The organism is Methyloversatilis sp. XJ19-49 (genome assembly GCF_024580145.1).
In the GTDB taxonomy this organism is placed as follows: Bacteria; Pseudomonadota; Gammaproteobacteria; order Burkholderiales; family Rhodocyclaceae; genus Methyloversatilis.
Genome location: NZ_JANINI010000007.1, coordinates 43,233 through 66,385 on the forward strand (window position 1 = coordinate 43,233; position 23,153 = coordinate 66,385).

A 23,153-nucleotide genomic window follows, 5' to 3' on the forward strand; every position below is an offset into this window, starting at 1 on the left:
ATGAAATACGCCCTCACCCCGATCGCCCTTGCACTGCTGGCCACGGCCGGCGCCGCGCAGGCGGAAACCGTCCGTTTCGCAACCTTCAACGCGTCGCTGAACCGCGACGCCGCCGGCCAGCTGCTGTCCGATCTCGCCAACCCGGGCGCAGTCGGCGTCACAGCCAGCGTCGCCAACCGCATCCAGCAGGCGCGCAACGTGGCCGAAATTGCACAGCGCGTTCAGGCTGACGTACTGCTTGTGAACGAATTCGACTTCGACCTCAATGGCATGCCAACTGCCAGCAGCGTGCCGATGGGCCTCGGTTATTCGAGCGAAGGCGCACGCCTGTTCCAGCAGAACTTCCTGTCGGTCGGTCAGGGCAATGCGGTGCGCGGCGCAACCAGCGGCATCGATTACGCATACCGCTACACGCCCAACACCAATACCGGGCTGGCGTCCGGCTTCGACCTGAACAACAACGGCGTGGTCAGCGGCGGCGACGATGCATTCGGCTTCGGCAACTACGGCGGCCAGTTCGGCTTCACGATCTACTCGAAGTACGAAATCGTCGGCGTGCGCAGCTTCCAGAACTTCCTGTGGAAGGACATGCCGGGCAATCTGCTGACCAATGACCCGACTGCCAACAAACTCGCCGATTTCTACTCGCCGGCCGAGATCGACGCGCTGCGCCTGTCGTCGAAGAACCATGTCGACGTGACGGTGCGCATCAACGGTCAGGACGTGCATTTCCTGACCGCCCATCCGACGCCGCCGACCTTCGACGGCGCGGAAGACCGCAACGGCAAGCGCAACCACGACGAAATCCGATTCTGGTCCGACTACGTCAATGGCGCCGGCTACATCTACGACGATCAGGGCGGCACAGGCGGCCTGGCTGCGGGCGCGAAATTCGTCATCGCCGGCGACTACAACGCCGACCCGTTCGACGGCGACAGCTATCAGGGTGCTATCAACCAGCTGCTGGGCGACCCGCTGGTGAATACCACGCTGACCCCGGCGTCGGCCGGCGGCACCGCCGCGGCGACCTACCCGAGCAACAACGGCACGGCCAACCAGTCGCACGCCGGCGACCCGCAGTACGACACCGCCGACTTCAGCGATTCGGCACCGGGCAATCTGCGCGTCGATTACGTGCTGCCCTCGGCCAACCTCGAAATGACCGATGCCGGCATCTTCTGGCCGGTCGATCCGGACACGTCGGTGCCGAACACCACCGGCGACCTGTTCGATCTGGTCGGCACCTTCCGCGACCCCAATCTGTACGCCAATCTGGCCAGTTCGGACCACAAGGCGGTGTGGGTCGATGTGACGGTCGTGCCGGAGCCCGAAACCTACGCAATGCTGCTGGCCGGTCTGGGTCTGATCGGCGCCGCCGCCCGCCGTCGTCGCTGACACCCCATTACCCGGATTTCAATCCAGAACCAGAGAGGTCAGATCATGAACATGCTCAAAACGCTCACCGCAGCCGTCCTGTCCGTCGCCGCCCTGTCCGCCCACGCGGCAGACGTGGAAGCCTTCCAGAACGCCACCGTGCAGCCGGGCGGCGTGCGTACCGGTGGCAGCGGCATCAACTTCTTCAACGTCGAAGGCGCAGACTTCGGCAGCTTCGCCTCCTACGGCGTGGTGCGCTTCGATATCGCCTCGCTGAAATCGCAGTTCGACGCGCAATACGGCGTCGATGGCTGGGTGGTGGACAGCATCAGCCTGTCGCTGACCCAGTCGAACGCCTCCTTCACCGCCAACGGCGCAGTCGACGTCCATTTCACCGGCAACGATTCGATCAGCATCGTCTCGCCGAGCCCGCTGCAGTATCCGTTTGCCGGCGATTTCGCGGATGCGCAGCAGATCCTGAGCTACACCTTCACCGAGATCGCCAGCGGCACACTCGAAACCTACAGCCTGTTCAACCGCAGCGCCTCGAACAACGCGGGCGCGCAGGCTCTGGCAGCGGACATCCTGTCCGATTCGCGGGTGACGCTGGCGCTGGTCGAGGGCGACAGCGGCGTCGCCGCAACCTATGCCGGCTACAACAACAACACCTATGCCGGCCCCACGCTGAGCATCGAGGTGACTGCGGTACCGGAAGCCGACGGCTGGGCGATGCTGCTGGCCGGCCTGGGCCTGATTGCTGCGATGACGCGGCGCCGCATGTGAAGTGGCCGGACCGGGCACCGCCCGGTCTGCCCGACCCTAGGCCTTGCGCGACGACGCTTCCAGCGCGATGCCGGCCAGCTGGGCGAAGGTCGCGAGGGCCTCCGTCGTGCCCGGACGCATCGCCGGGCGCACCGCAGCGCGATCGATGTACAGCAAGCCCACGACGTGACCGTGCGCGTTGATCGGCACCAGCACCTGGTGTCGCTGGCCCAACGCGGAGCGCAGGCGCGTGATGGACGGCAATCCCGGGGCGGGCACGTGTGACGCCTCGACGTCGATGACGCGTCCGTGATCGACCAGTTCGGTCAGCGCATCGCGCGCAGCGCCGGCGAGCAGGAAATTGAAGTGGCGCATCAGTTGCTGCGCGCCGCGGCCATGCGTGGCCCGGGCCGTCAGCTGCGAGCGGTTGGCGGTGACCAGTGCGAGCACGGCGCGGTCGGCGCCCAGCGAGCGGCCGGCGCCTTCGAGCGCCAGGTCGAGCACCGCGCCGGAAGCCGAGTGCGCGGCAATCAGCGCCACCATGCGGCGCGAAATGTCGAACTGCAGCGCCGGATCCGGGTCGGCCAGAATGTCCGGCGCCCCGGTTTCGTCTTCCTCGTCGGGACGCGCCGGCACCGGGATGCGCGCTGCGGCCTCTTCGCAACCGTAAAAGCCGGCCAGGCAGGCTGCTTCGCGCGCGTGCGCGGCGACCACCGGCGCAACGGCTGCCACGTCCTGCCGCAACAGTTTCGCGTAGTCGCGCACGGCTTCACGCGCCTTTTCGCTTTGCCATCCGGCTTCGGCAGCACTGGCGAGCCGGTAGCTGGCGATCACCAGCGCTTCGCGGCTGTCTGACCGCGCGGTGTCCACACAGGCGTTCGCCACCAGCCCGGGCAGCGTCCATTCGCGCGCCAGCAACTGGGTCAGCGAACGCAGCCGGAAGCCAAGCACCTCGCTTTCGACCTTTTCCGGTACGGCAGCGGGCTTGCGCAGTGCGCGATCAAGCTGCTGACCCGCTTCCCCGGAGAAGCACCAGAAGGCCAGTTCGCCGATGCGCGACAGCAGCGTCGCGATGAACACTTCTTCCGGCGAGGCGTCGCCGCGCACCGTGGCGGCATGCTTTGCATGGACGGCCGCATGAAAGCAGCGCGCCATTTCGGCGCTGACCCGGTCGCGTACGCCACCGGCCAGGAAAGCGTCGATCAGCGCGACAGAGATCGCGATGTTGCGCACGGTGTCGAAGCCGAGCAGCACGATGGCGCGCGAAATGGTGTTGATACGGCTGCCTTCACCGTGGAAGAACACGGAATTGGCCATGCGCAGCACGCGCGCGGTCATGCCGGCATCGCGCAGGATGATGCGGCCGAGTGCCGACGTCGGACTGGCGTCGTTCTCCGCGACCTCGCCGATGGCGGCCAGCGTCGCGCTGAAGATGGGCATGTCCTGATTGCGCAGCTTGTCCACCCAGACCTCGAGTGGATCGGTGGCAACGGGTGTGGCGCTCATATGCGTGTCCATTGCGGAAAAGTAGGGAACTCTTCCGGCTAACGGCGCGCAGCTGTGCTTTCTTGAGCGAAGCTGAAGCCCGGCGCAGATCGCAGCCGGGCAGACAACAGTTACCGGACCAGCAGCACCGGCCGTTTCGAGTGATGCAGCACACCGCTGGCAATCGAGCCGAGCGCGAAGCTGGCGAGTGCGCCGTGACCGCGCCGACCCATGACGATCATTTCGCAGTCGTGCTGTTCGGCATAGCGGGCGATGGTTTCCGCCGGCGGACCGACGTGCAGGTGCAGGATGGGTTCGACCTTGGCATTGCGCAGTGTTTCCAGCGCAATGCGGGTCGCGTCCTCGCCTTCTTCGCGGTAGTAGTCGTTCAGCGCTTCACGGCTCACATGTTGCTGCAACAGGCCGCTGGGCACTGGCGCATGAACGAACAGCAGGTGAATTTCGGGCACGCTGGTGAAATGGGCGGACAGGCGCAGCACTTCGGTGGTGGCGCGCACGCCGTGTTCGGAACCATCGACGGCAAGCAGGATACGCATGATGAAATCAGTCTGGTTGCAGGGACACTCAAGTATGGCAGATGAGCCCGTTCCACAGCCCGTCGCCGAGGGTGGACGCGCGCGCCAGCCCGACCAGACCGAAGCCCAGCACCATCAGGCCGGCCACCCGGCGCAGCGCCGGATTGCGGGTGAGTGCGCGCAGCCGGGTCAGCAGCATGCCGGCCAGCAGCAGGTTGGGCAGCGTGCCCAGCCCGAAAGCCAGCATGATCAGCGCGCCGCTGGCCGGCGAGCCGGACAGCAGGGCCAGCCCGAGCATGCTGTAGACCATGCCGCACGGCAGAAAACCCCACAGCAGGCCGACGCCCAGCGCCTGCGCTGGCGTGCGCGCCGGCAGGAAACGGCCGGCGACAGGCTGGATGCGCGCCCACAAAGGGCGGCCGAGCGCCTCGATGGGCGCGAGCACCCGTGTGTAGCCGGTGAGGTACAGACCGAGCGCGATCATCATCAGATTGGCCAGCACATACAGCACCGTCTGCAGCGGCAGCGCGCTGCCGGCCAGCAGGCCGACGCCGCCGATGCCGCCGGCAACCGCCCCGGCAAACGCATAGCTCGTGATACGGCCGGTGCTGTAGGCAAGGTGCAGCGAGAAAGCAGGCAAATGCGCGCGCCAGCCGGGCTTGCGGACCTGCGGCACGCCGGCGGATATCGCCGACACGATGCCGCCGCACATGCCTGCGCAGTGCACGCCACCGAGCAGGCCGACCAGAAATACCGCGGCAAGACCGAGACTCATGGGTAATCAATCACTTTTGAACGGGGACTTGGCGCGATCGTGCGCCGCGCGCCGCGCGCATGCAAGGCGCCGCAGCGCACGCATCCGCCGGGGCCAGGCTGCTCACCGCATGCGCAGGGCAGGCGCGGCCAGGAATCAAGGGAACACAGACGCTAGACGACCTTCGAGTAGCGGACTGTTTCCGAATCGAGGCGCAGATAACGGTCGAACACCATGCAGACGGCGCGCACCAGCAGGCGTCCGCGCGGCGTAATGCCGATCCAGTCCGGCTCGATGGTCAGCAGGCCGGCATCGGCCAGCTCCTGCAGTTCAGCCAGCTCCGGGGCGAAATACTTCTTGAAATCGATTGCGTAACTGCTTTCTATCGCTTCGATCGACAATTCGAAGTGGCACATCAGGGCGCCGATCACGGCGCTGCGCACACTGTCGTCGGCCGTCATGTCCAGACCGCGCATGACCGGCAGTTCACCGTCGTCAATCGATTTGGCCCAGCTTTCAAGCGTGCGGTGGTTCTGCGCGAAGCTTGCGCCGACGCGGGAAATGGCCGACACGCCGAGCCCGATCAGGTCACAGCCGGCATGCGTCGAATAGCCCTGGAAATTGCGCTGCAGCCGGCCGTGGCGTTGCGCCTGCGCGAGTTCGTCGTCGGGGCGGGCGAAGTGGTCCATGCCGACATGCACATAGCCGGCTTCGTGCAGGCGGTCGATCGCCAGCTTCAGCAGTTGCGGGCGCACGCTGACGTCCGGCAGCATGCTTTCGTCGATGCGCCGCTGCGGCATGAATTGCTTCGGCAGGTGGGCATAGTGATAGATGGCGACGCGATCCGGCGCCAGCCGTATCAGGGTGGCCAATGTGGCGTCGAAACTGTCGAGCGTCTGCCCCGGCAGACCGTAGATCAGGTCGACGCCGGATGACACGAAACCATTGGCGCGCGCCGCACGCAGCACGACTTCGGTCTCTTCCACGCTCTGCACGCGGTTCACCGCGCGCTGCACAACGGGGTCGAAGTCCTGTACGCCGATGCTGATCCGGTTGAAGCCGAGCGAACCCAGATGCGCGATGCGGGCGGCACTGACGCCGCGCGGATCCATTTCGATCGAGCACTGCGCCGAGTCGGCGATGCGGAAGTGGCTGCGCAGACCTTCGAACAGCCGGGTCATCTGCGCGTCGTTCAGGAAGGTGGGTGTGCCGCCGCCCAGGTGGAGCTGCGCCACCTCGCGACTGCCCCTGACCAGAGCTGCCTTCATCGCCAGTTCACGCAGCAGCATATCGACGTAGCTGTCGGCACGCGCGTGGTCCTTGGTGATGATCTTGTTGCAGGCGCAGTAGTAGCAGATCGTGTCGCAGAACGGGATGTGGATGTAGATCGACAGCGGCCCGGCCGCTGCATTGCGCGCCTCGAGCCGCGCCCCGTGCGCCCGGGCGTCGTGCGAAAAGTTGAAGCGATCGGCCGTCGGATAAGAGGTGTAGCGCGGGCCGGGCACATCAAAACGCCGCATCAGTTGCGGGTCGAACACGAGTTCTTTTGCGACATTCATGATTTATTGGCACACTTTGCGGTGCGTCCATCATGCAAGCGCGCCCCCCACCGCGCATTGATCAACGTCAATAATGAGCAGCGTCCCGATACCCATCACGTCACACGGTCTTCAAGTGGCCTGTTCGGCTTGCAATCTGCGCGAGCTGTGCATGCCGGTCGGCCTGTCGGAACAGGAAATCGAACGTGTCGACGAACTGGTCGGCACGCGCCGCAAGGTGGCGCGCGGCATGCCTCTCTACCTGTCCGGCGAGCCCTTCCAGTCGCTGTTCGCCATCCGCACCGGTTTTTTCAAGACCGAAGTCGTGTCGGAAGACGGCCGCGAGCAGGTAACCGGCTTCCAGATGGCGGGCGAGCTGATGGGACTGGACGGCATCGGCACCGGTCAGCACAACTGCGACGCCCGTGCGCTGGAAGACAGCGAGGTGTGCGTCATCCCGTTCAACCGTCTGTCGGAACTGTCGCGCGAAATCGACACCTTGCAGCATCACTTCCACAAGGTGATGAGCCGCGAAATCGTGCGCGACCAGAGCGTGATGATGCTGCTCGGCACGATGCGCGCCGAAGAACGCCTGGCCGCCTTCCTGGTGAATCTGTCGCAGCGTTTTGTGTCGCGCGGCTATTCGGCGACCGAATTCAACCTGCGCATGACGCGCGAGGAAATCGGCTCCTACCTCGGCCTCAAGCTCGAAACCGTCAGCCGCGGCCTGTCGCGCCTGCAGGACGAAGGGCTGCTGTCGGTCAGCAACAAGAACATCCGCATCCACAAGCTTGACGACCTGAAGAAGGCGATGAGCCCGCGGTGTTGAGGTTCAAGGTTCAAGGTTCAAGGTTCAAGGTTCAAGGTTCGGAGTGCAACGCTCTTCGGGGTTTCCTTGCACCTTTTACCTTGAACCTCATTCCATGCATTCCGGTGCTGGAGACCTTCACCCGCATGCGCGGGTGAAGGTCTCCAGCACCGCATCCGCAGCGTCGGCGCGGCAGCAGTCGATGCGCTGATCGATCTGCATCGAGCGCAGCCATGTGATCTGGCGCTTGGCGAGCTGACGGGTGGCGTAGATGCCGGTGTCGCGCATGTCGGCGGCGTCGATGTCGCCTTCGAGGTGGTTCCAGACCTGCCGGTAGCCGACGCAGCGCATCGACGGCAGGCCGGCGTCGAGCACGTACTTGTCGCGCAGCCTGCGCACTTCGTCCACCAGCCCCTGCTCCAGCATCGCGTCGAAGCGCGCCTCGATGCGCCGGTGCAGCCAGGCGCGATCCGAAGGTTCGAGTGACAGCACGGTCATCGGCGGCAGCGGCGCATCGACTTCACGCCGCGCGTAGCTTTCGGCCAGCGGCCGGCCGGTCAGCGTGACGATTTCCAGCGCGCGCTGGATGCGCTGCGCGTCGTTGGGCTTGAGACGGAAGGCGGCGTCCGGGTCGCGCGCGGCCAACTCGGCGTGCAGTGCCGGCCAGCCCTGTTGTGCGGCACGGCAATCGATATCAGCCCGCAGGGCGGCGTCGGCCTCCGGCAGGTCGGACAGGCCGTCACGCAGCGCCTTGATGTACAGCATGGTGCCACCGGCCAGCAGGGGAATGTTGCCGCGCGCCTGGATGGCGGCGATCAGCGTGCGTGCGTCGGCGGCAAAGCGCGCGGCCGAATACGCCTCCTGCGGCGACACGATGTCGATCAGATGGTGCGGGCACAGCGTCCGCTCTTCCGGCGTCGGCTTGGCGGTGCCGATATCCATGTCGCGGAACACCAGCGCCGAATCGACGCTGACCAGTTCGACCGGCAGTGCGCGCGCAATGCGGGCGACCGCCGCGGTCTTGCCGCTGGCGGTCGGACCGAGCAGCACCAACACGGGTGCGGTGGGGGCGGCGGGCACGGTCAGCGGCCGCGCATGAACAGGCGGTCCAGCTCGCCCATGGTGAGCTGGACCCAGGTCGGGCGGCCGTGATTGCACTGGTCGGCGCGCTCGCAGGCTTCCATGTCGCGCAGCAGCGCGTTCATTTCCGGCAGCGCCAGCAGACGGTTGGCACGCACCGCGCCATGGCAGGCCATCGTCGCGAGCAGTTCATTGCGCCGGCGCTCGACCACCTGGCTGGCTGGCGCCTCGCGCAACTCTTCCAGCAGCGCGCGCAACAGCGCGGCGGTATCGGCGCGCGCCAGAAGCGCCGGTACGGCACGCACCATCAATTCGTTCGGCCCGGCCTGGCCGATATCGAAGCCGAGCTTTTCGAGCACGTCGGCGTACTCGAAGGCGGTCGCCACCTCGCGCGCACTCATCGACAGCATGGCCGGAATCAGCAGCCGCTGTACGGCCGGCGCGCCCTCGAGCACCTTCTTCAACTGTTCGTACAGGATGCGTTCGTGCGCCGCGTGCATATCCACCAGCACCAGGCCGGCGCTGTTCTGGGCCAGCACATACACGCCCTGCAACTGGGCGAGCGCAAAGCCGAGCGGTGGACCGGACTCGGTCGGCAGGTCCGCCAGGCCCGCAGCCACCGCATTCGGCGCGTGGGCCAGACCGTCGGATCGAACGAAATCGAAGTAGCGCGCCAGCGGTTGCTCGACGCCCCGACCCTGCTGCATCGGCCAGCCGGATTGCAACGGCGGCGATTGGAAGGCATCCGCACCGCCCGCATGTGCAGTGACCTGCTCGGCCATCTGCGTCGACAGCGCCAGTGCGCGCTCGACCGCGTGGAACACGAACTGGTGAATGCCGCGCGCCTCGCGAAAGCGCACTTCGGTCTTGGCCGGATGCACGTTCACATCGACCGCGCGCGGATCGAGTTCGATGAACACGACGTACGCCGGGTGGCGCGCACCGTGCAGCACGTCGGCGTAGGCCTCGCGCAGCGCGTGCGCGAGCAGGCGGTCGCGCACGAAACGGCCATTGACGAAGCAGTACTGGGCGTCGCGCCCGGCGCGCGAAAACGCCGGCTGGGCGACGAAGCCCGATATCCGGAGCGTGCCGGCATCGGCCTCGACCGGGCGCGCATGCTGCATGAACTCGTCGCCGAGCAGCGCACGCACGCGGCTTGCCATGTCGGCCACCGGCAGGCGCTGCGTGACGCGACCGTTGTGCTGCAGCTGGAAGGCGACCTGCGGCACCGACAGCGCGATGCGCCGGAACACGTCGTCGCAGTGGCCGTACTCGGTCTGTTCGGTGCGCAGGAACTTGCGCCGGGCCGGAGTGTTGTAATAGAGGTCGGCGACGTCGACCACGGTGCCGGCATCGAGTGCGGCAGGTTCCGGCGCGCTGCCGGCATCGATCCGCCAGGCGTGCGGCGAACCGGTCTGCCGGCTGGTGATGACCACCCGGGCCACACTGGCGATCGACGCCAGTGCCTCGCCGCGGAAACCCATGGTGGCCACCGCTTCGAGATCGTCGAGCGAGGCGATCTTGGAGGTGGCATGCCGGGCCAGCGCCAGCGGCAGGTCTTCCGGCGGCATGCCGCAGCCGTCGTCAGCCACCCGCAGGCGCTTCACCCCACCGGCTTCAAGCTGCACGCGGATGTCGCGGCTGCCGGCGTCGAGACTGTTTTCCAGCAATTCCTTCAGCACCGACGCGGGGCGCTCGACCACCTCGCCGGCGGCAATCTGGCTGATCAGGAGGTCGGGCAGCAGCTGGATCGAAGGCATGCGCAGGCACAGAACAGGGGCGGGCGTCGATTTTACGGGCCGTCACAGGCATCCGCTATCATCCGGGCTCGAATTCAACGCGACGCACCATGGAACTGCTCACCACCTTCATCGACATCATGCTGCACCTGGACAAGCATCTGGCCATGCTGGTCGCACAGTACGGTGCCTGGGTCTACGCCATCCTTTTCCTCATCGTGTTCTGTGAAACCGGTCTGGTGGTGACGCCCTTCCTGCCCGGCGATTCGCTGCTGTTCGTCGCCGGTGCGATCGCTGCGGCCGGCGGCATGCACATCGGCCTGCTGATCGTGCTGCTGATCATCGCAGCCGTGCTGGGCGACGCGGTGAATTACGCGGTGGGCGCCTGGTGCGGCCCGCGGGTGTTCAAGTGGGAAAATTCGCGTTTCTTCAATCGCACGGCGTTCGATCGCACACATGCGTTCTACGAGAAGCACGGCGGCAAGACCATCATCATCGCGCGCTTCATGCCGCTGATCCGCACCTTTGCGCCCTTCGTGGCCGGTGTGGCGCAGATGAGCTACCCGCGCTTCGCGATGTTCAACATCACGGGCGCCATCATCTGGGTGGTGTCGCTGGCGCTGGCCGGTTACTGGTTCGGCAATCTGCCCTGGGTGAAGGAAAACCTGACGCTGGTGATTCTGGCGATCATCGCGATATCGCTCGCACCCCTGGCAGTCGCATGGGTGCGCGCGAAGTTCGGGCCGGCTTCGGGAAATCCAGTCTGATGCGCGGCCAGCAGGCTTCGAGCGCGAAACTGTAGCGTTCGGCGCCCGCCACGATGACCACCACACCGGCGCGTTGCACGTCGGCCAGCAGACGCTCGGCGCGCAGACTGGCCACTCCGCCGCCGACCCGGCCGAACGCGCCCTCGGCGCCATCCCCCAGATGAAGATAGAGCAGAGCAGCCTGGCGGCGCGCCTGCTGCAGCGACGGTCGCCACTGTTCGGCGCTGATCGGCTCGTCGTTGGCCGCCTCGAGTTCAACGCGCATCAGCGGCTGGTCACGCAACCGGGCGAGCGCCATCGCCAGCGCATCGCACTGGACGTCGCGCCCGCCGCACAGCAGCACGCCGCCGTGGTCGGCCCGCATCAGGGTGCGCAGCAGCTGGCCGAAGCGACGGCTGCCTGCCTTGACGCCCGGAGCGCGCACACGCTCGAGTTGTTCCATTTTCATGGTTGATGTACGGAGGTTCTGGGACTTGCTGGTCCGCACGCCGCGGGTGCGTCGCGCGCCCAAACCGGGCCCGGGTTGTCGTACGCTGTCGGTCATGAGTGCTATGACAGCCTGTAAAACGATTGTGCGCGTGCTGTGTTGCGCCGCGATAGCCAACTGGATCACGGGCTGCGGCAGCACCGGCCAGAAACCCGCGCCAGCGGCTGATTCCATGCATCCTAAACAGATTGTTAAAAGTGATATCGACCGCGTACTCGAAGCGCATCACCGGGAAATATTCGCCAGCCTGGAACGGCTGGCCGACAAGCTGTACCGCCGCAACCCGCGCGAGTGGCGGCGCGCCGGGCTGAACAGTCGGGAAGAAGCGCTGGCCAGACTGTTCAATGCCGACCGCGGCTGGCAGCTGGCGGAGTTCGAAGGCAAGCGCGACATCGAAGTGATGCGGCTGGCCTTTTCGGCCGATTTCGCAGGCGACCGGGTGGCAGCGCTGATCGTCGGCATGGGCGGCATGATCCAGACAGCGTGGGCCGACCGGACCGAGCTGTTCATCATGGATGAACTCGATCCACAGGCGCTGTCGAACTGCGCACGCAATGTCGAGATTTCGGCGTGGAAGCTGGCGCAATCGCGCGACGCCGCAGGCGACTTGCTGCTGCTGTCGAACGAAATCGGGGCCGATGGCGTGCGCAACCTCAGCTTCGAGCGAGAAATGGGCAAGATGATCGGCTGGCTCGACATGAGTTCGCAGATCGTGGCCGACAAGAACCGGCGCGTGGTCACGCGCATCCTGCAGTCGCTGGCGACCGCGGTGTTCCTGCCGGTCAGATAGGCAGGCGCCGCGTCGGGCGGTGATAATCCGCCCTTGAATCCTCCTACCGACAGCCCCGAATGACATCCGTCGTCATCCTGATTTCCGGACGCGGCAGCAATATGCGCTCCATCGTCGACGCCGGCCTGCCGGCGGACATCCGCGCCGTGATCAGCAACCGGCCCGACGCCGCCGGCCTAGCGTACGCGCGCGACCGCAACATCGCGACCGAGGTGGTCGATCACACCGCCTATCCCGACCGCACCGCCTTCGACGCTGCGCTTGCCACCTGCATTGATCGCCATGCCCCGGATCTGGTCGTGCTCGCCGGCTTCATGCGCATCCTGACGCCCGGCTTCGTCGAGCACTATCGCGGCCGCATGATCAACATCCACCCATCGCTGCTGCCGGCCTTCACCGGGCTGCACACGCACCGACGCGCCATCGAGGCGGGTTGCCGGGTGGCCGGCGTCACGGTGCATTTCGTGACCGGCGAACTCGACGGCGGACCGATCATCGCCCAGGCGGCGGTACCGGTGCTGGCGGGCGATACCGACACCACGCTGGCCGCACGCGTGCTGGTGCAGGAGCATGTGCTTTACCCGCAGGTGGTGCGCTGGTTCGTCGACGGCCGGCTCGCGCTGCACGAAGGCCGCGCCGTGCTGCGCGGCGACACCACGCCGGACAGCGCCACGCTGTGCGTTCCGAGCGCGGATGTCTGAACCACTGAACCGATCCCGGCTGCTTTTCGCACTGGCCGTTTCGGTGCTGCTGCACCTTCTGCTGGCCGGCGGGCTGCGCAGCTTCGATCACGAGCGCCTGCCGGACGAGCGCCGCACGATACGCGCGGCGCTGCTTGCGCCGCCGGACCCACCGTCACCGAAAACCGAGCCGACGCCCCCACCGGTCGCCGAAGCCACGCCTGTGCCGGTGCAGACGCCCAAGCGCCCGCCAAGGCCGCGCAGCCCGAAGCCGGAGCCGGTGGCGCTGCCCGAGCCTGAGCCCGAGCTGCCACCGCAGCCCACGCCGAGCGACGATCCGGTGACGGATGACGGCGAGAGCCAAGACGCCATCGGCGATCGAGAACTCCTGGACCGGGCGATCGCCGAAGGTGCAGTGCCCGATCGTGACGACACGGCCAGCCTGACACCGCAGCGTGCCCTGGTCAGCGAAGCAAGACTGGAGTTCGCGGTGTTCCGCGGCGAGCTCGAGATCGGGGAAACCCGCTATCACTGGGTGCACGATGGCAGCGACTACGAGATGGATCAGATTACCGAGACGACCGGCCTGGCCGGCCTGCTCAAGCCACTGCGCGTCGAACAGCGCAGCACCGGCGAAGTGACGACCGACGGTCTGAAACCGCTGCGCTATGTGTCGCGAGCGACGCAGGGCAGGGCGACCGAGGAAGAGGTGGTGTTCGACTGGGACGGCAATCGGGTTATGCTGCGCGCCGGCACCAAGCAGTCTGAGCATCCGCTGTCGGCCGGTGCGCAGGACATGTTGAGCCTGTGGCTGGAGATCATCTGGCGCGCGCAATACGGCGGCGACTTCGATTTCACGCTGGCGACCGGCAAGCGCTACACACCGCGCTGGTTCGTGGCCGACCCGGAACTGGGCAGCCTCGATACCGCTATCGGTCGCCAGCTGGTCAAGCGGCTGCAGGCGCGCGCGCAGCCAGGAGACAACCAGATCGAAGTCTGGCTGGCGCCGAATCTGCGCTGGCTGCCGGTACTGATCCGCTTCACCGATCGCAAGGGCGATGTGTACGACCAGCGCGTGCGCCTGATCGAGTATGAAAACCTGAGCCTGCGCGCCGGCACTGCCGCCGCCGGAACGACTGCGCCCTTCGGCGACCCGGTCGATCCGCCACCCCGATACGAGCCGGCGGAAGAACCCGCCAACCCCTACCTGCGATGAAACCGACCGAAAAACTGATAGACAGCACCGCCGACGTCCTTAGCCGGATGCTGCGTTTCGAACACACCGCCGACAGCGTGCTGTCGGCCCACTTCCGCGATCAGCGGGCGCTGCAGTCGCGCGAGCGCGCCTTCGTCGCCGAGCATGCCTACCTGGTGCTGCGCCGTCTGCGCTGGCTGCGCGCCGTGGCGGGCGAGAACGCCGGTGCGCGCAAGCTGCTGATCACCGCGCTGGCGCGCATCGAAGGTCTCGGACACAAGTTTCTCGCACCGCTGATTTCGCGCAACGAGGCGCAATGGCTGGAAACGCTGGCGCCGACCGCCGACACCGAACTGTCGCTGGGGGAACGCACCGACCTGCCCGACTGGGTGATCGAGCGCCTGCTGACGCAGATGGACGAAGCATCGCTGCTGTCGCTGGCGCGCGCGCTGAACACGCAGGCACCGCTCGACCTGCGCGTCAACCTGATGAAAAGCGACATCGAAGCGGTCACCGCGACGCTCACCAACAACGGTCTGACCGTTACACCCGGGCGCTTTTCGCCGTGGGCGCTGCGTCTGGGCGAGCGTCCGTCGCTGACCAAGAATCCGCTGTACGAGAAGGGCATCATCGAGGTGCAGGACGAAGGCAGTCAGCTGCTGGCGCTGCTGCTCGCGCCCAAGCGCGGCGAAATGGTGGTCGATTTCTGCGCCGGCGCCGGTGGCAAGACGCTGGCGCTGGGCGCGATGATGCGTTCGACCGGGCGGCTGTACGCCTTCGATGTGTCGGAAAAGCGGCTGATCAAGATGCGCCCGCGGGTCGCGCGCTCCGGTCTGTCGAACATCCATCCGGTATTGATTGACAGCGAGAACGACATCAAGGTGAAGCGACTGGCCGGCAAGATCGACCGCGTACTGGTCGATGCGCCCTGCTCCGGTCTGGGCACGCTGCGCCGCAATCCGGACCTGAAGTGGCGCCAGACGCCGACTGCGGTCGAGGAACTGGTGGTCAAGCAGGGCGCCATTCTGGCCGGCGCGGCGCGGCTGGTGAAACCGGGCGGCCGTCTGGTCTATGCGACCTGCAGCCTGCTCGACGCGGAAAACCGCTGCGTGATCGACACCTTCCTGGCCAGCCATCCGGACTTCGTGCGCCTGCCGGCAAACGAAATCCTCGCCGCCGGCCGGATCGATCTGGACACCGGCATCGATCTCGAACTGCGCCCCGACATCCATGGCACCGACGGCTTCTACGCCGCGGTGATGGAGCGGCGCGCTCCGAACAGCGCAGCCACCACCCCGGAGACGGTCGATGAAGCGTGATCTGCGTGCGCCCCTCATGGCTGCCGCCCTGCTGATCGCTGGCCTGCTGGCAGGCGGTACGGTGCAGGCGGGCCCGGCGCTGCCGGCCGAAGGCAAGGTCGAAGTCGGTTTCGCGCCGTGGGACGACGTCGAGCGGCTGGTCATGGACCAGATCGACGGCGCGAAACAGGCGGTATATGTGCAGGCCTACATGCTGACCAGCCGGCACATCGCCAAGACACTGATCGCGGCGCACGAGCGCGGCATCAAGGTCGAAGTGATCGCTGACCGCGAAAAGGTGCTGAAGGACGAATACAGCGCACTGCCCCGGGTCGCCGGTCACGGCGTGCCACTGTGGCTGGATGGTGCCTACAGCGCGGCGCACAGCAAGGTGATGATCATCGACCCGGACGGCAAGGATCCGGTGGTGGTGACCGGCTCCTACAATTTCAGCGTGGCGGGCAAGTCGAAGAATGCCGAGAACGTGCTGGTGCTGAGCGGCCAGCGTGCGCTCGCTGCTATATATATGCAGAACTGGAAGCGCCACCGCGCCCAGTCGGTCAGTTTTGCAGATGCGGTGCAGGAAACCCTGCGCGGTGAAGCAGTAACCCCCTGATCCACATGAACGACCTGTCTTTCGACGCATTGATGGCGGTGCTGGCGCTCGACAGCACGCGACTGGAGTTGGGCGTCATCTCGGCCTGCCTCGTACTGGCTGGTCTGTTTGCGCGTCACATGATCGGGCGCCAGCGTGCCGAAGTGCTGGCCAACGGCAACGAAGTATTGAGCAACGCAGCACGGCTGGGCCGGGCCGGCCTGCAGCGGCTGATGTTCCCGCTTGCCGGCATTCTGCTGCTCGCGCTGGCGCGCGGCGCATTCGCCCTGCTGCACCAGACGCCGGTACTGATGCATCTGGTGATCGCCATGCTGGTGGCGATGGGCGTCATCCGGCTCATCGTGTATGCGCTGCGCCAGGTGTTTGCGCCGGCCGGCTGGCTGAGCACCTTCGAGGTATTGATCGTGCTGGCGATCTGGACCGCCTGGGCGATGCACGCGCTGGACATCCTGCCCGAAGTGATCGACTGGCTGGACAGCCAGCAGATCACGCTGGGCAAGCAGAAGCTGACGATGTGGACGCTGCTGCAGGGCGGTGCCTGGGTGCTGATGACGCTGATCGCGTCCGTCTGGCTGTCGGGATCGGTCGAGCGCAAGCTGATGCGGGCGCCGATAGACAGCAATCTGCGCATCGTGCTGGCGCGGGTGGCGAAGGTCGCGCTGGTGCTGCTTGGGCTGATCATCACGCTGCCGCTGGTCGGCATCGACCTGACCGCACTGTCGGTGTTCGGCGGTGCGCTTGGCGTGGGTCTGGGCTTTGGTCTGCAGAAGATCATGGCCAACTACGTGTCGGGCTTCATCCTGCTGCTCGACCGCTCGATCCGCATCGGCGACCTCATTTCGGTCGGCGCCGACCGGGGCCAGGTCACCCAGATCACCACGCGCTATACGGTTGTGCGCAGCCTGTCGGGGGTCGAATCCATCATCCCGAACGAACTTCTGATCAGTTCGGTGGTGCAGAACGAAGGCCTGTCGGACCGGCAGGTGCGCATCGGCATTGCGGTACAGGTCAGTTACAGCGACGACGTACCGGCCGCTCTGGCCATCCTGCAGGACGCCGCACTGACCCAGGAGCGGGTGTTGAAATCGCCCGCCCCGGCGGCCTTTCTCCACTCCTTCGGCGACTCGGGCATCAACCTCGAGCTGGGCATCTGGATCGCCGACCCGGAAGGGGGGGCGCTCGGACTGCGCTCGGCCATCCAGCTCGAAATACTCGAACGTTTCCGTGCCGCGGGTATTGAAATACCGTTCCCGCAACGCGAACTGAGGATCATGCGCGACCGGAACCCTTCGGCCCCGCCGGCCGATGTCACGAACACTTGACGCGGCGCAAATTGACCGCGGGCCCGGCTCGCGTAGAATCCGTAGCTTGACCTTCGCTTTACCGAGAAAGACCTGAATGTTAAATGGCTTGATTGATCTGCCCTGGTGGGGTTACATCGTTGTCGCGTTCGCGTTTACGCACCTTACGATCGCGGGCGTCACGATTTACCTGCATCGCCATCAGGCGCACCGCGCGCTCGAAATGCATCCGCTGCCCAGCCACATCTTCCGCTTCTGGCTGTGGATGACGACCGGCATGGTGACCAAGGAGTGGGCGGCCATCCACCGCAAGCACCACGCCAAGTGCGAAACGCCCGAAGATCCGCATAGCCCTGTGGTTCTGGGCATCAAGAAGGTGCTGACCGAAGGTGCCGAGCTGTACCGCCTCGAAGCGAAGAACAAGGAAACCATGGCGCGCTACGGCCAGGGTACACCGGACGACTGGATCGAGCGCAACCTGTACAGCAAGCACTCCGGGCTGGGCATCCGCCTGATGCTGATCACCAACGTGATCCTGTTCGGCCCGCTCGGCCTGACGATCTGGGCCGTGCAGATGGCGTGGATCCCGATCTGGGCGGCCGGCGTCGTGAACGGTCTCGGCCATTACTGGGGCTACCGCAATTACGACTGCAGCGACGCGGCGACCAATATCTCCCCGTGGGGCATCCTGATCGGCGGTGAGGAGCTGCACAACAATCACCACGCCTTCGCCACATCAGCCAAGCTGTCGTCGAAGTGGTACGAGTTCGATATCGGCTGGATGTACATCCGCATCCTCGAAATCATGGGCCTTGCCAAGGCCAAGAAAACCATTCCGCAGCCGCGATTCCAGGCCCGCGACGTGGTGGACACCCAGACGCTCGAAGCGATCATCACGCATCGCTACGACGTGATGACCCGATACATGAAGTCGCTGCGTTCGATCTACGCCGAAGAAGTTGAAAAGCTGCGTACGTCGCATGTGGCACTTGCCGACGGCGACCGATATCAGCGCTTCAAGCGCTGGCTCAGCCGCGGTGAAAACGCGCAGCCGGCAAGCGACGACGCCGAAATGGCATCGGTTCTGGCACACAGCAGCCGACTGGAAACGGTGCACACGATGCGCCAGGAACTGATTGCACTGTGGGCGCGTTCCACCGCGTCGAGCGAACAGCTGCTGAAGCAGTTGCAGGACTGGTGTGCTCGCGCAGAGTCCAGCGGCATCAAGCAGCTGCAGGACTTTTCGAGGCGCCTGAAGACCTACGCGGTCTGACGCACTTTCCGTGAGGGCGAAAGCCGGAGGTGCTTGATTGCACGTCCGGCTTTTTCTTTGTGGTACCGCGTTCCGGTACCCGATCAGCGCGTGCGACGGAACGCAATGGCCCGCAGAGGCCATGCGTTCGAACCGGCCGGATGCCATGGCGGCAGCCGGTCAATCAATACTGAGGAGTCATACAGGATGTTTCGCCACATACTCGTGCCGGTCGATGGTTCAGACCTTTCAAAGGCTACGGTGACGCACGCCATCTGCTTTGCCAGAGATGTGTCGGGTCACGTCACCTTCCTGTACGTGATGAAGGATTACCCCGTATCGCTGCTGCACAGCGAAGCGGACGAGGAAAGCATAGATCCGATCGCGCCGAACGACTTCACGGATGCGATGCGTACGCACGCCGACCGCATCCTGCAATCGGCGCGCGCCGAGGCGGAAGCTGCCGGTGTCTCGGTCGACAGCATTGCGGTGACGCAGGACGAGCCGCACAAGGCGATCATCGAGGTCGGTCTGTCGCGCAAGGCCGACGTGATCTTCATGGGGTCGCACAGCAGGCGCGGGCTGGCCAGCCTGCTGCTGGGCAGTGTCACGCAGAAGGTGCTGTCGAATTCGAAGATACCGGTGCTTGTCTACCGCTGAGCGCAGCAGGGGCGGGCGGCGACGCCCGCCCCATACAGCACGCGATCAGCGTGCCGGCAGCTTTTCCGCCAACCAGGCCGTCATCAGGCTGGATGCGCCGGTGACTGCCCAGAAGCCGAAGAAGCCGATTGAGTAGGTCGCAACCGGCGAAAAGCCGACCGGCTCGCCGAACAGGTAAAGCTCCTGCGGATTGATGACGCTGAAGAACATCAGTTCGGCGACTGCAGCGACCAGAAAAGAGGGCCAGGACACCAGCGCGAACAATCGCGCTGCCCCCCCGGGCGTACGGTGGGTGTCGTGCGGATCTTCGTCGTTGAACGCTTCAGCCACGGCTCTTCTCCGCGTCGAGCAGCAGCGAATCCTGACGCCGCCAGTCGCGCACATCGTCTTCGATCACCAGCTTCCAGTGGGTCGGCGCAAGATCCTGCACTACACCCGAGTAGAGACCGCCAACGCCATCGAGCAAAAGTTCGCGATCGAGCTCGCTGCGCGTGGGGTGCGCGAGAAAGATCCGCAAGCGACCAGGCAGCTTCGCCGGATCGGTCATCGACAAGCGGATGTCGAGCCGCATCGTTCCGTCACCGCCACCCTCGCCCTGCGGCAGCGCGGTGATCGCCACCTTGACGCCGAGTTCGTCGGCGCGCCGTTCGCGTTCCAGCGTGCGGTTGATCGTCAGGCCCTGTTTGTAATAGTCATCTGCGACCAGCGCGGTATTGCCGGTTGCCGCCAGCCAGGTCGTGATGACGCCGGCCACGATGACGGTGACCGGACCGAGCATCAGCAGCCAGGGCCAGCGGTGGCGATACCAGGGCAGCTGCAGTATCGAATTGTCTGACATGGTCACCTCGGTTGCAGGAAGGACGACTTTTCGTGCACCCGGACGTCGGGTGCATCGACCGCCTGCAGATTGAAATACACGGTATGCGAACCCGGTGCCAGCGACTCGGCATCGACCTGCACACGCAGGCCCACATCGCGCGATCCGGCCGCCTCGACTTCGATCTCGCGCAGTCCGGGGATGGTAGCGCCCGGCAGGCCTTCGACCTCGAGCACGAAGCGACGCGCCGATTCCGACGTGTTCATCACCCGCAACTGGTACACATTCTCGATCTTGCCGCCTTCGACTTCACGCGCCAGCGAGGCACGGTCGCGCATCACGTTCATCTTGACCGGTGTGCGGGTCAGCAGTGCCCACGCAAAGCCCGACACAATGAACAGCAGCAGGCTGGTATACAGGATGACGCGCGGCCGAAGGATGTGCGCAAGCACTTCCTTCCAGCCTTCATGCGCCGGCTTGCCCTCCAGCTGGGCGCGCTCGGTCGAGTAGGCGATGAGGCCGCGCGGGCGTCCGACCTTGTCCATCACCTGATCACAGGCGTCGATGCACAGCGCGCAGCCGATGCACTCGTACTGCAGGCCATTGCGAATGTCGATGCCGGTCGGACAGACCTGCACGCACCAGTCGCAGTCGACGCAGTCGCCGACCGGCTGGCCCTCCTTCGCCTTCTTCTTGTTGCCGCGCGGCTCGCCACGGTTCGCGTCATAGCTGACGATCAACGTGTCCGGGTCGAACATGACGCCCTGAAAGCGCGCGTACGGACACATGTACTTGCAGACCTGTTCGCGCATGTGACCGGCGAACAGGTATGTGAAGGCGGCGTAGAACAGCATCCAGAAGCCTTCCCACGGGCCCAGTCCGAAGCTGCCGACTTCGGCCGCCAATTCCTGGATCGGCGAGAAGAAGCCGACGAAGGTAAAACCGGTCCACAAGGCCAGCGCGGCCCAGATGCCGTGCTTGGCGAACCGGCGGCCGAATTTCGACAGGCTCATGGACGCTGCATCCAGCTTCATCCGCGCCGATCGGTCGCCTTCGACGTGACGCTCTATCCACATGAAGATTTCGGTATAGACCGACTGCGGGCAGGCGTAGCCGCACCACACGCGCCCTGCCACGGCGGTGACGAGGAACAGCCCGAGCGCACTGATGATCAGCAGCAGCGTCAGGTACACCACGTCCTGTGGCCACAGCACCAGCCCGAAAATGTAGAACTTGCGTTCCACCAGATCGAACAGCACCGCCTGGCGACCGTTCCACGGCAACCAGGGCAGGCCGTAGAACACCAGCTGGGTGATCCACACCATGGCCCAGCGCAGCGAATTGAAGCGCCCCTTGATGCTGCGCGGCTGAATCTTCTTCCGAGCAGCATACAGATCGGATTCGTCAGCCGGCACTTCGGTGATCGGAATCACCCGTGCCGGCCGACCCGCGGCAGCAGGTCGCGGGTCCATCACTGAGTCGTACTGCTGCTGTCGGTCGTCGCGACCTTGGCAGTGTTGTTCGACAAGCCCCACACATAGGCGGTCAGCAGATGGATCTTGTGTTCGCCGAGCAATTCGCCGTGCGCCGGCATGTGGCCATTGCGGCCACGTGCGACACTCTGCGCGACGATGGCTTCGGTGCTGCCGTACAGCCAGATCCCGTCGGTCAGGTTGGGCGCACCCATGGCCTGATTGCCGCGCCCTTCGGCACCGTGGCAGGCTGCACAGTTGGTGGCAAACACCGGTTTGCCGCGCTGCACACGCAGATTGTCGGCGGTCAGGCCCGACAGAGAACGCACGTAATGCACCACGTCACGCTGCGCCTCCGAATCGAGCACGGCCGAGAAAGCCGGCATCATCGCGTTGCGGCCATTGACCAGCGTCGCCTTGATGGCTTCCGGATCGCCGCCGTAAAGCCAGTCGCTGTCGACCAGATTCGGGAAGCCGCGCGAACCGCGCGCATCGGTGCCATGACACTGCGCACAGTTGTTCAGGTACAGGCGCTCGCCCATGGCGCGCGCCTCCGGGTCGGCCGCCACCTGCATGGCGTCCATCTTCGAATAGCGCTCGAACAGCGGCGCCACTTTTGCGTCGGCCACGCTGACTTCGCGCTGGTAGGCATTGACCGAGGTCCATTCCAGCTTGCCGCCGAAACGGCCCAGGCCCGGATAGGCGATCAGATAGACGATGGCGAAGACGATGGTGATCCAGAACAGCCACACCCACCAGCGGGGCAGCGGGTTGTTCCACTCGGCCAGTGTTTCGTCCCACTGGTGACCGTGCAGCTCGACCGTGCCGGTCGGTCGCGCGCCGCGATTGGACAGGATGATGAAGGCACAGAACACCAGGCTGGCGATGACGAGCACCACCACATAGACGTTCCAGAAATCGCTGATGAAGTCGCTCACTTTGTTTCTCCGCTATCCAGGTGCACGCGATCGTCGTCGGCGAAGGGCAGCATCGCCGCCTCGTGATGGGCACGCTGTGCGCCCGGCCGCCAGGCCATGATGACGATGACGATGAAGCAGGCGAATCCGGCAACCGTCACGGCCGCCCGCAGGGTGTTGATGTCGTAGTCCATGATGAAATCCTTCAGTTGACGCGCTTGATCGCGGTACCCAGACCCTGCAGGTAGGCGATCAGCGCCTCCATTTCGGTCTTGCCCTTCAGCGATTCGGCGGCTCCCGCCATCTGTTCCTCGGTGTAAGGCACACCGACGCGGGTGAGTGCGCGCATGTGCTGCTCGATGGTCGATGCCTTGACCGGACGCTCCAGGAAGGCGAAGGCCGGCATGTTCGACTCGGGCACCACGTCGCGCGGGTTGATCAGGTGCACGCGGTGCCACTCGTCCGAGTAGCGCCCGCCGACGCGGGCCAGATCCGGACCGGTGCGCTTGGAGCCCCACTGGAACGGGCGGTCATAGACGAATTCGCCGGCTACCGAATAGTGGCCATAGCGTTCGGTCTCGGCGCGGAACGGGCGGATCATCTGCGAGTGGCAGTTGTAGCAACCTTCCCGCACGTAGATGTCGCGGCCGGCCAGTTGCAGCGGCTCGTAGGGCTTCACGCCCTCGACCGGTTCGGTCGTCGAGTGCTGGAAGAACAGCGGCACGATTTCGACCAGACCGCCGACGGCGATCACCAGCACGGTGAGTATCGCCATCAGTCCAACGTTGCGTTCAATCAGTTCGTGTTTGGATGCAGCCATGATGA

25 protein-coding genes are annotated in these 23,153 nt (G+C 65.4%); 12 read left to right on the forward strand and 13 right to left on the reverse strand.

What is annotated here, in order from left to right:
• On the forward strand, nt 1-1,395 hold the full coding sequence (locus NMQ16_RS09835; protein WP_257080394.1) for an endonuclease/exonuclease/phosphatase family protein: 1,395 nt from the start codon (nt 1-3) through the stop codon (nt 1,393-1,395).
• 45 nt (nt 1,396-1,440) lie between these two features.
• The gene (locus tag NMQ16_RS09840) at nt 1,441-2,157 is read left to right on the forward strand and encodes a PEP-CTERM sorting domain-containing protein (RefSeq protein WP_257080395.1); all 717 of its coding nucleotides are present in this window, start codon (nt 1,441-1,443) and stop codon (nt 2,155-2,157) included.
• Between the two features lie 36 nt (nt 2,158-2,193).
• Here the strand turns inward: NMQ16_RS09840 and NMQ16_RS09845 are convergent, their stop codons facing one another.
• The 4 genes from NMQ16_RS09845 to hemN form a co-directional block, all read right to left on the reverse strand.
• Nucleotides 2,194-3,642: an HDOD domain-containing protein gene (locus tag NMQ16_RS09845; RefSeq protein ID WP_257080396.1), complete on the reverse strand. Its 1,449-nt coding sequence runs from the start codon at nt 3,640-3,642 to the stop codon at nt 2,194-2,196.
• Nucleotides 3,643-3,752: 110 nt separating this feature from the next.
• Nucleotides 3,753-4,178 (reverse strand): universal stress protein, encoded by a 426-nt coding sequence (locus NMQ16_RS09850; RefSeq protein ID WP_257080397.1) that lies wholly within the window; start codon nt 4,176-4,178, stop codon nt 3,753-3,755.
• Between the two features lie 28 nt (nt 4,179-4,206).
• Nucleotides 4,207-4,932, reverse strand: coding sequence for a sulfite exporter TauE/SafE family protein (locus tag NMQ16_RS09855; protein ID WP_257080398.1), 726 nt, complete (start codon nt 4,930-4,932; stop codon nt 4,207-4,209).
• Between the two features lie 152 nt (nt 4,933-5,084).
• Nucleotides 5,085-6,470, reverse strand: a complete 1,386-nt coding sequence (hemN, locus tag NMQ16_RS09860) for an oxygen-independent coproporphyrinogen III oxidase (protein ID WP_257080399.1) — start codon at nt 6,468-6,470, stop codon at nt 5,085-5,087.
• 73 nt (nt 6,471-6,543) lie between these two features.
• On the opposite strand from hemN, the gene fnr reads away from it, so the two are divergent.
• Nucleotides 6,544-7,278, forward strand: a complete 735-nt coding sequence (fnr, locus tag NMQ16_RS09865) for a fumarate/nitrate reduction transcriptional regulator Fnr (RefSeq protein WP_257080400.1) — start codon at nt 6,544-6,546, stop codon at nt 7,276-7,278.
• Nucleotides 7,279-7,395: 117 nt separating this feature from the next.
• Here fnr and miaA read toward each other — a convergent pair whose 3' ends face one another.
• Both miaA and mutL read right to left on the reverse strand, forming a co-directional pair.
• Nucleotides 7,396-8,337, reverse strand: coding sequence for a tRNA (adenosine(37)-N6)-dimethylallyltransferase MiaA (gene miaA / locus NMQ16_RS09870; protein WP_373566772.1), 942 nt, complete (start codon nt 8,335-8,337; stop codon nt 7,396-7,398).
• A 2-nt stretch (nt 8,338-8,339) separates the two neighbouring features.
• Nucleotides 8,340-10,097 (reverse strand): DNA mismatch repair endonuclease MutL, encoded by a 1,758-nt coding sequence (gene mutL, locus NMQ16_RS09875; RefSeq protein WP_257080401.1) that lies wholly within the window; start codon nt 10,095-10,097, stop codon nt 8,340-8,342.
• 89 nt (nt 10,098-10,186) lie between these two features.
• On the opposite strand from mutL, the gene NMQ16_RS09880 reads away from it, so the two are divergent.
• Entirely contained in the window at nt 10,187-10,843 is a 657-nt protein-coding gene (locus tag NMQ16_RS09880) for a DedA family protein (protein WP_257080402.1), read from the forward strand.
• Here the strand turns inward: NMQ16_RS09880 and NMQ16_RS09885 are convergent.
• The gene (locus tag NMQ16_RS09885) at nt 10,764-11,291 is read right to left on the reverse strand and encodes a hypothetical protein (RefSeq protein ID WP_257080403.1); all 528 of its coding nucleotides are present in this window, start codon (nt 11,289-11,291) and stop codon (nt 10,764-10,766) included. The two genes, NMQ16_RS09880 and NMQ16_RS09885, sit on opposite strands and share 80 nt — an antisense overlap.
• 211 nt (nt 11,292-11,502) lie before the next feature.
• Here NMQ16_RS09885 and NMQ16_RS09890 point away from each other — a divergent pair, with 211 nt between their 5' ends.
• From NMQ16_RS09890 to NMQ16_RS09925, 8 genes are all read left to right on the forward strand, one after another.
• On the forward strand, nt 11,503-12,120 hold the full coding sequence (locus NMQ16_RS09890; RefSeq protein ID WP_257080404.1) for a hypothetical protein: 618 nt from the start codon (nt 11,503-11,505) through the stop codon (nt 12,118-12,120).
• Nucleotides 12,121-12,179: 59 nt separating this feature from the next.
• Nucleotides 12,180-12,821, forward strand: coding sequence for a phosphoribosylglycinamide formyltransferase (gene purN / locus NMQ16_RS09895; RefSeq protein WP_257080405.1), 642 nt, complete (start codon nt 12,180-12,182; stop codon nt 12,819-12,821).
• The gene (locus NMQ16_RS09900; protein WP_257080406.1) at nt 12,814-14,016 is read left to right on the forward strand and encodes a DUF3108 domain-containing protein; all 1,203 of its coding nucleotides are present in this window, start codon (nt 12,814-12,816) and stop codon (nt 14,014-14,016) included. The genes purN and NMQ16_RS09900 overlap by 8 nt, the downstream gene beginning before the upstream one ends.
• On the forward strand, nt 14,013-15,314 hold the full coding sequence (locus NMQ16_RS09905) for an RsmB/NOP family class I SAM-dependent RNA methyltransferase (RefSeq protein ID WP_257080407.1): 1,302 nt from the start codon (nt 14,013-14,015) through the stop codon (nt 15,312-15,314). The genes NMQ16_RS09900 and NMQ16_RS09905 overlap by 4 nt, the downstream gene beginning before the upstream one ends.
• Nucleotides 15,304-15,909 carry a phospholipase D family protein gene (locus NMQ16_RS09910; protein WP_257080408.1) on the forward strand — a complete coding sequence of 202 codons (606 nt, stop codon included), beginning with the start codon at nt 15,304-15,306 and terminating at the stop codon, nt 15,907-15,909. Before NMQ16_RS09905 ends, NMQ16_RS09910 begins: the two co-directional genes overlap by 11 nt.
• A gap of 5 nt (nt 15,910-15,914) precedes the next feature.
• Nucleotides 15,915-17,231, forward strand: coding sequence for a mechanosensitive ion channel family protein (locus NMQ16_RS09915; RefSeq protein ID WP_257080409.1), 1,317 nt, complete (start codon nt 15,915-15,917; stop codon nt 17,229-17,231).
• A gap of 76 nt (nt 17,232-17,307) precedes the next feature.
• Nucleotides 17,308-18,483 (forward strand): fatty acid desaturase, encoded by a 1,176-nt coding sequence (locus NMQ16_RS09920; protein ID WP_257080410.1) that lies wholly within the window; start codon nt 17,308-17,310, stop codon nt 18,481-18,483.
• 186 nt (nt 18,484-18,669) lie between these two features.
• Nucleotides 18,670-19,122 carry a universal stress protein gene (locus tag NMQ16_RS09925; protein ID WP_257080411.1) on the forward strand — a complete coding sequence of 151 codons (453 nt, stop codon included), beginning with the start codon at nt 18,670-18,672 and terminating at the stop codon, nt 19,120-19,122.
• A 45-nt stretch (nt 19,123-19,167) separates the two neighbouring features.
• Here the strand turns inward: NMQ16_RS09925 and NMQ16_RS09930 are convergent, their stop codons facing one another.
• Genes NMQ16_RS09930 through ccoO form a run of 6 tightly spaced genes read right to left on the reverse strand, consistent with a single transcriptional unit; the run spans nt 19,168 to nt 23,148 of the window.
• Nucleotides 19,168-19,452 carry a hypothetical protein gene (locus tag NMQ16_RS09930; protein ID WP_257080412.1) on the reverse strand — a complete coding sequence of 95 codons (285 nt, stop codon included), beginning with the start codon at nt 19,450-19,452 and terminating at the stop codon, nt 19,168-19,170.
• The gene (locus NMQ16_RS09935) at nt 19,445-19,960 is read right to left on the reverse strand and encodes a FixH family protein (protein WP_257080413.1); all 516 of its coding nucleotides are present in this window, start codon (nt 19,958-19,960) and stop codon (nt 19,445-19,447) included. Before NMQ16_RS09935 ends, NMQ16_RS09930 begins: the two co-directional genes overlap by 8 nt.
• Nucleotides 19,961-19,962: 2 nt before the next feature.
• Nucleotides 19,963-21,372 (reverse strand): cytochrome c oxidase accessory protein CcoG, encoded by a 1,410-nt coding sequence (gene ccoG, locus NMQ16_RS09940; RefSeq protein ID WP_257080630.1) that lies wholly within the window; start codon nt 21,370-21,372, stop codon nt 19,963-19,965.
• Between the two features lie 38 nt (nt 21,373-21,410).
• Nucleotides 21,411-22,349: a cytochrome-c oxidase, cbb3-type subunit III gene (gene ccoP, locus NMQ16_RS09945; RefSeq protein WP_257080414.1), complete on the reverse strand. Its 939-nt coding sequence runs from the start codon at nt 22,347-22,349 to the stop codon at nt 21,411-21,413.
• A complete protein-coding gene (locus NMQ16_RS09950; protein WP_069039514.1) occupies nt 22,346-22,522 on the reverse strand; it encodes a CcoQ/FixQ family Cbb3-type cytochrome c oxidase assembly chaperone in 177 nt (58 codons plus the stop codon). The genes ccoP and NMQ16_RS09950 overlap by 4 nt, the downstream gene beginning before the upstream one ends.
• An 11-nt stretch (nt 22,523-22,533) precedes the next feature.
• The gene (gene ccoO, locus NMQ16_RS09955) at nt 22,534-23,148 is read right to left on the reverse strand and encodes a cytochrome-c oxidase, cbb3-type subunit II (RefSeq protein WP_257080415.1); all 615 of its coding nucleotides are present in this window, start codon (nt 23,146-23,148) and stop codon (nt 22,534-22,536) included.
• Nucleotides 23,149-23,153 lie beyond the last annotated feature (5 nt).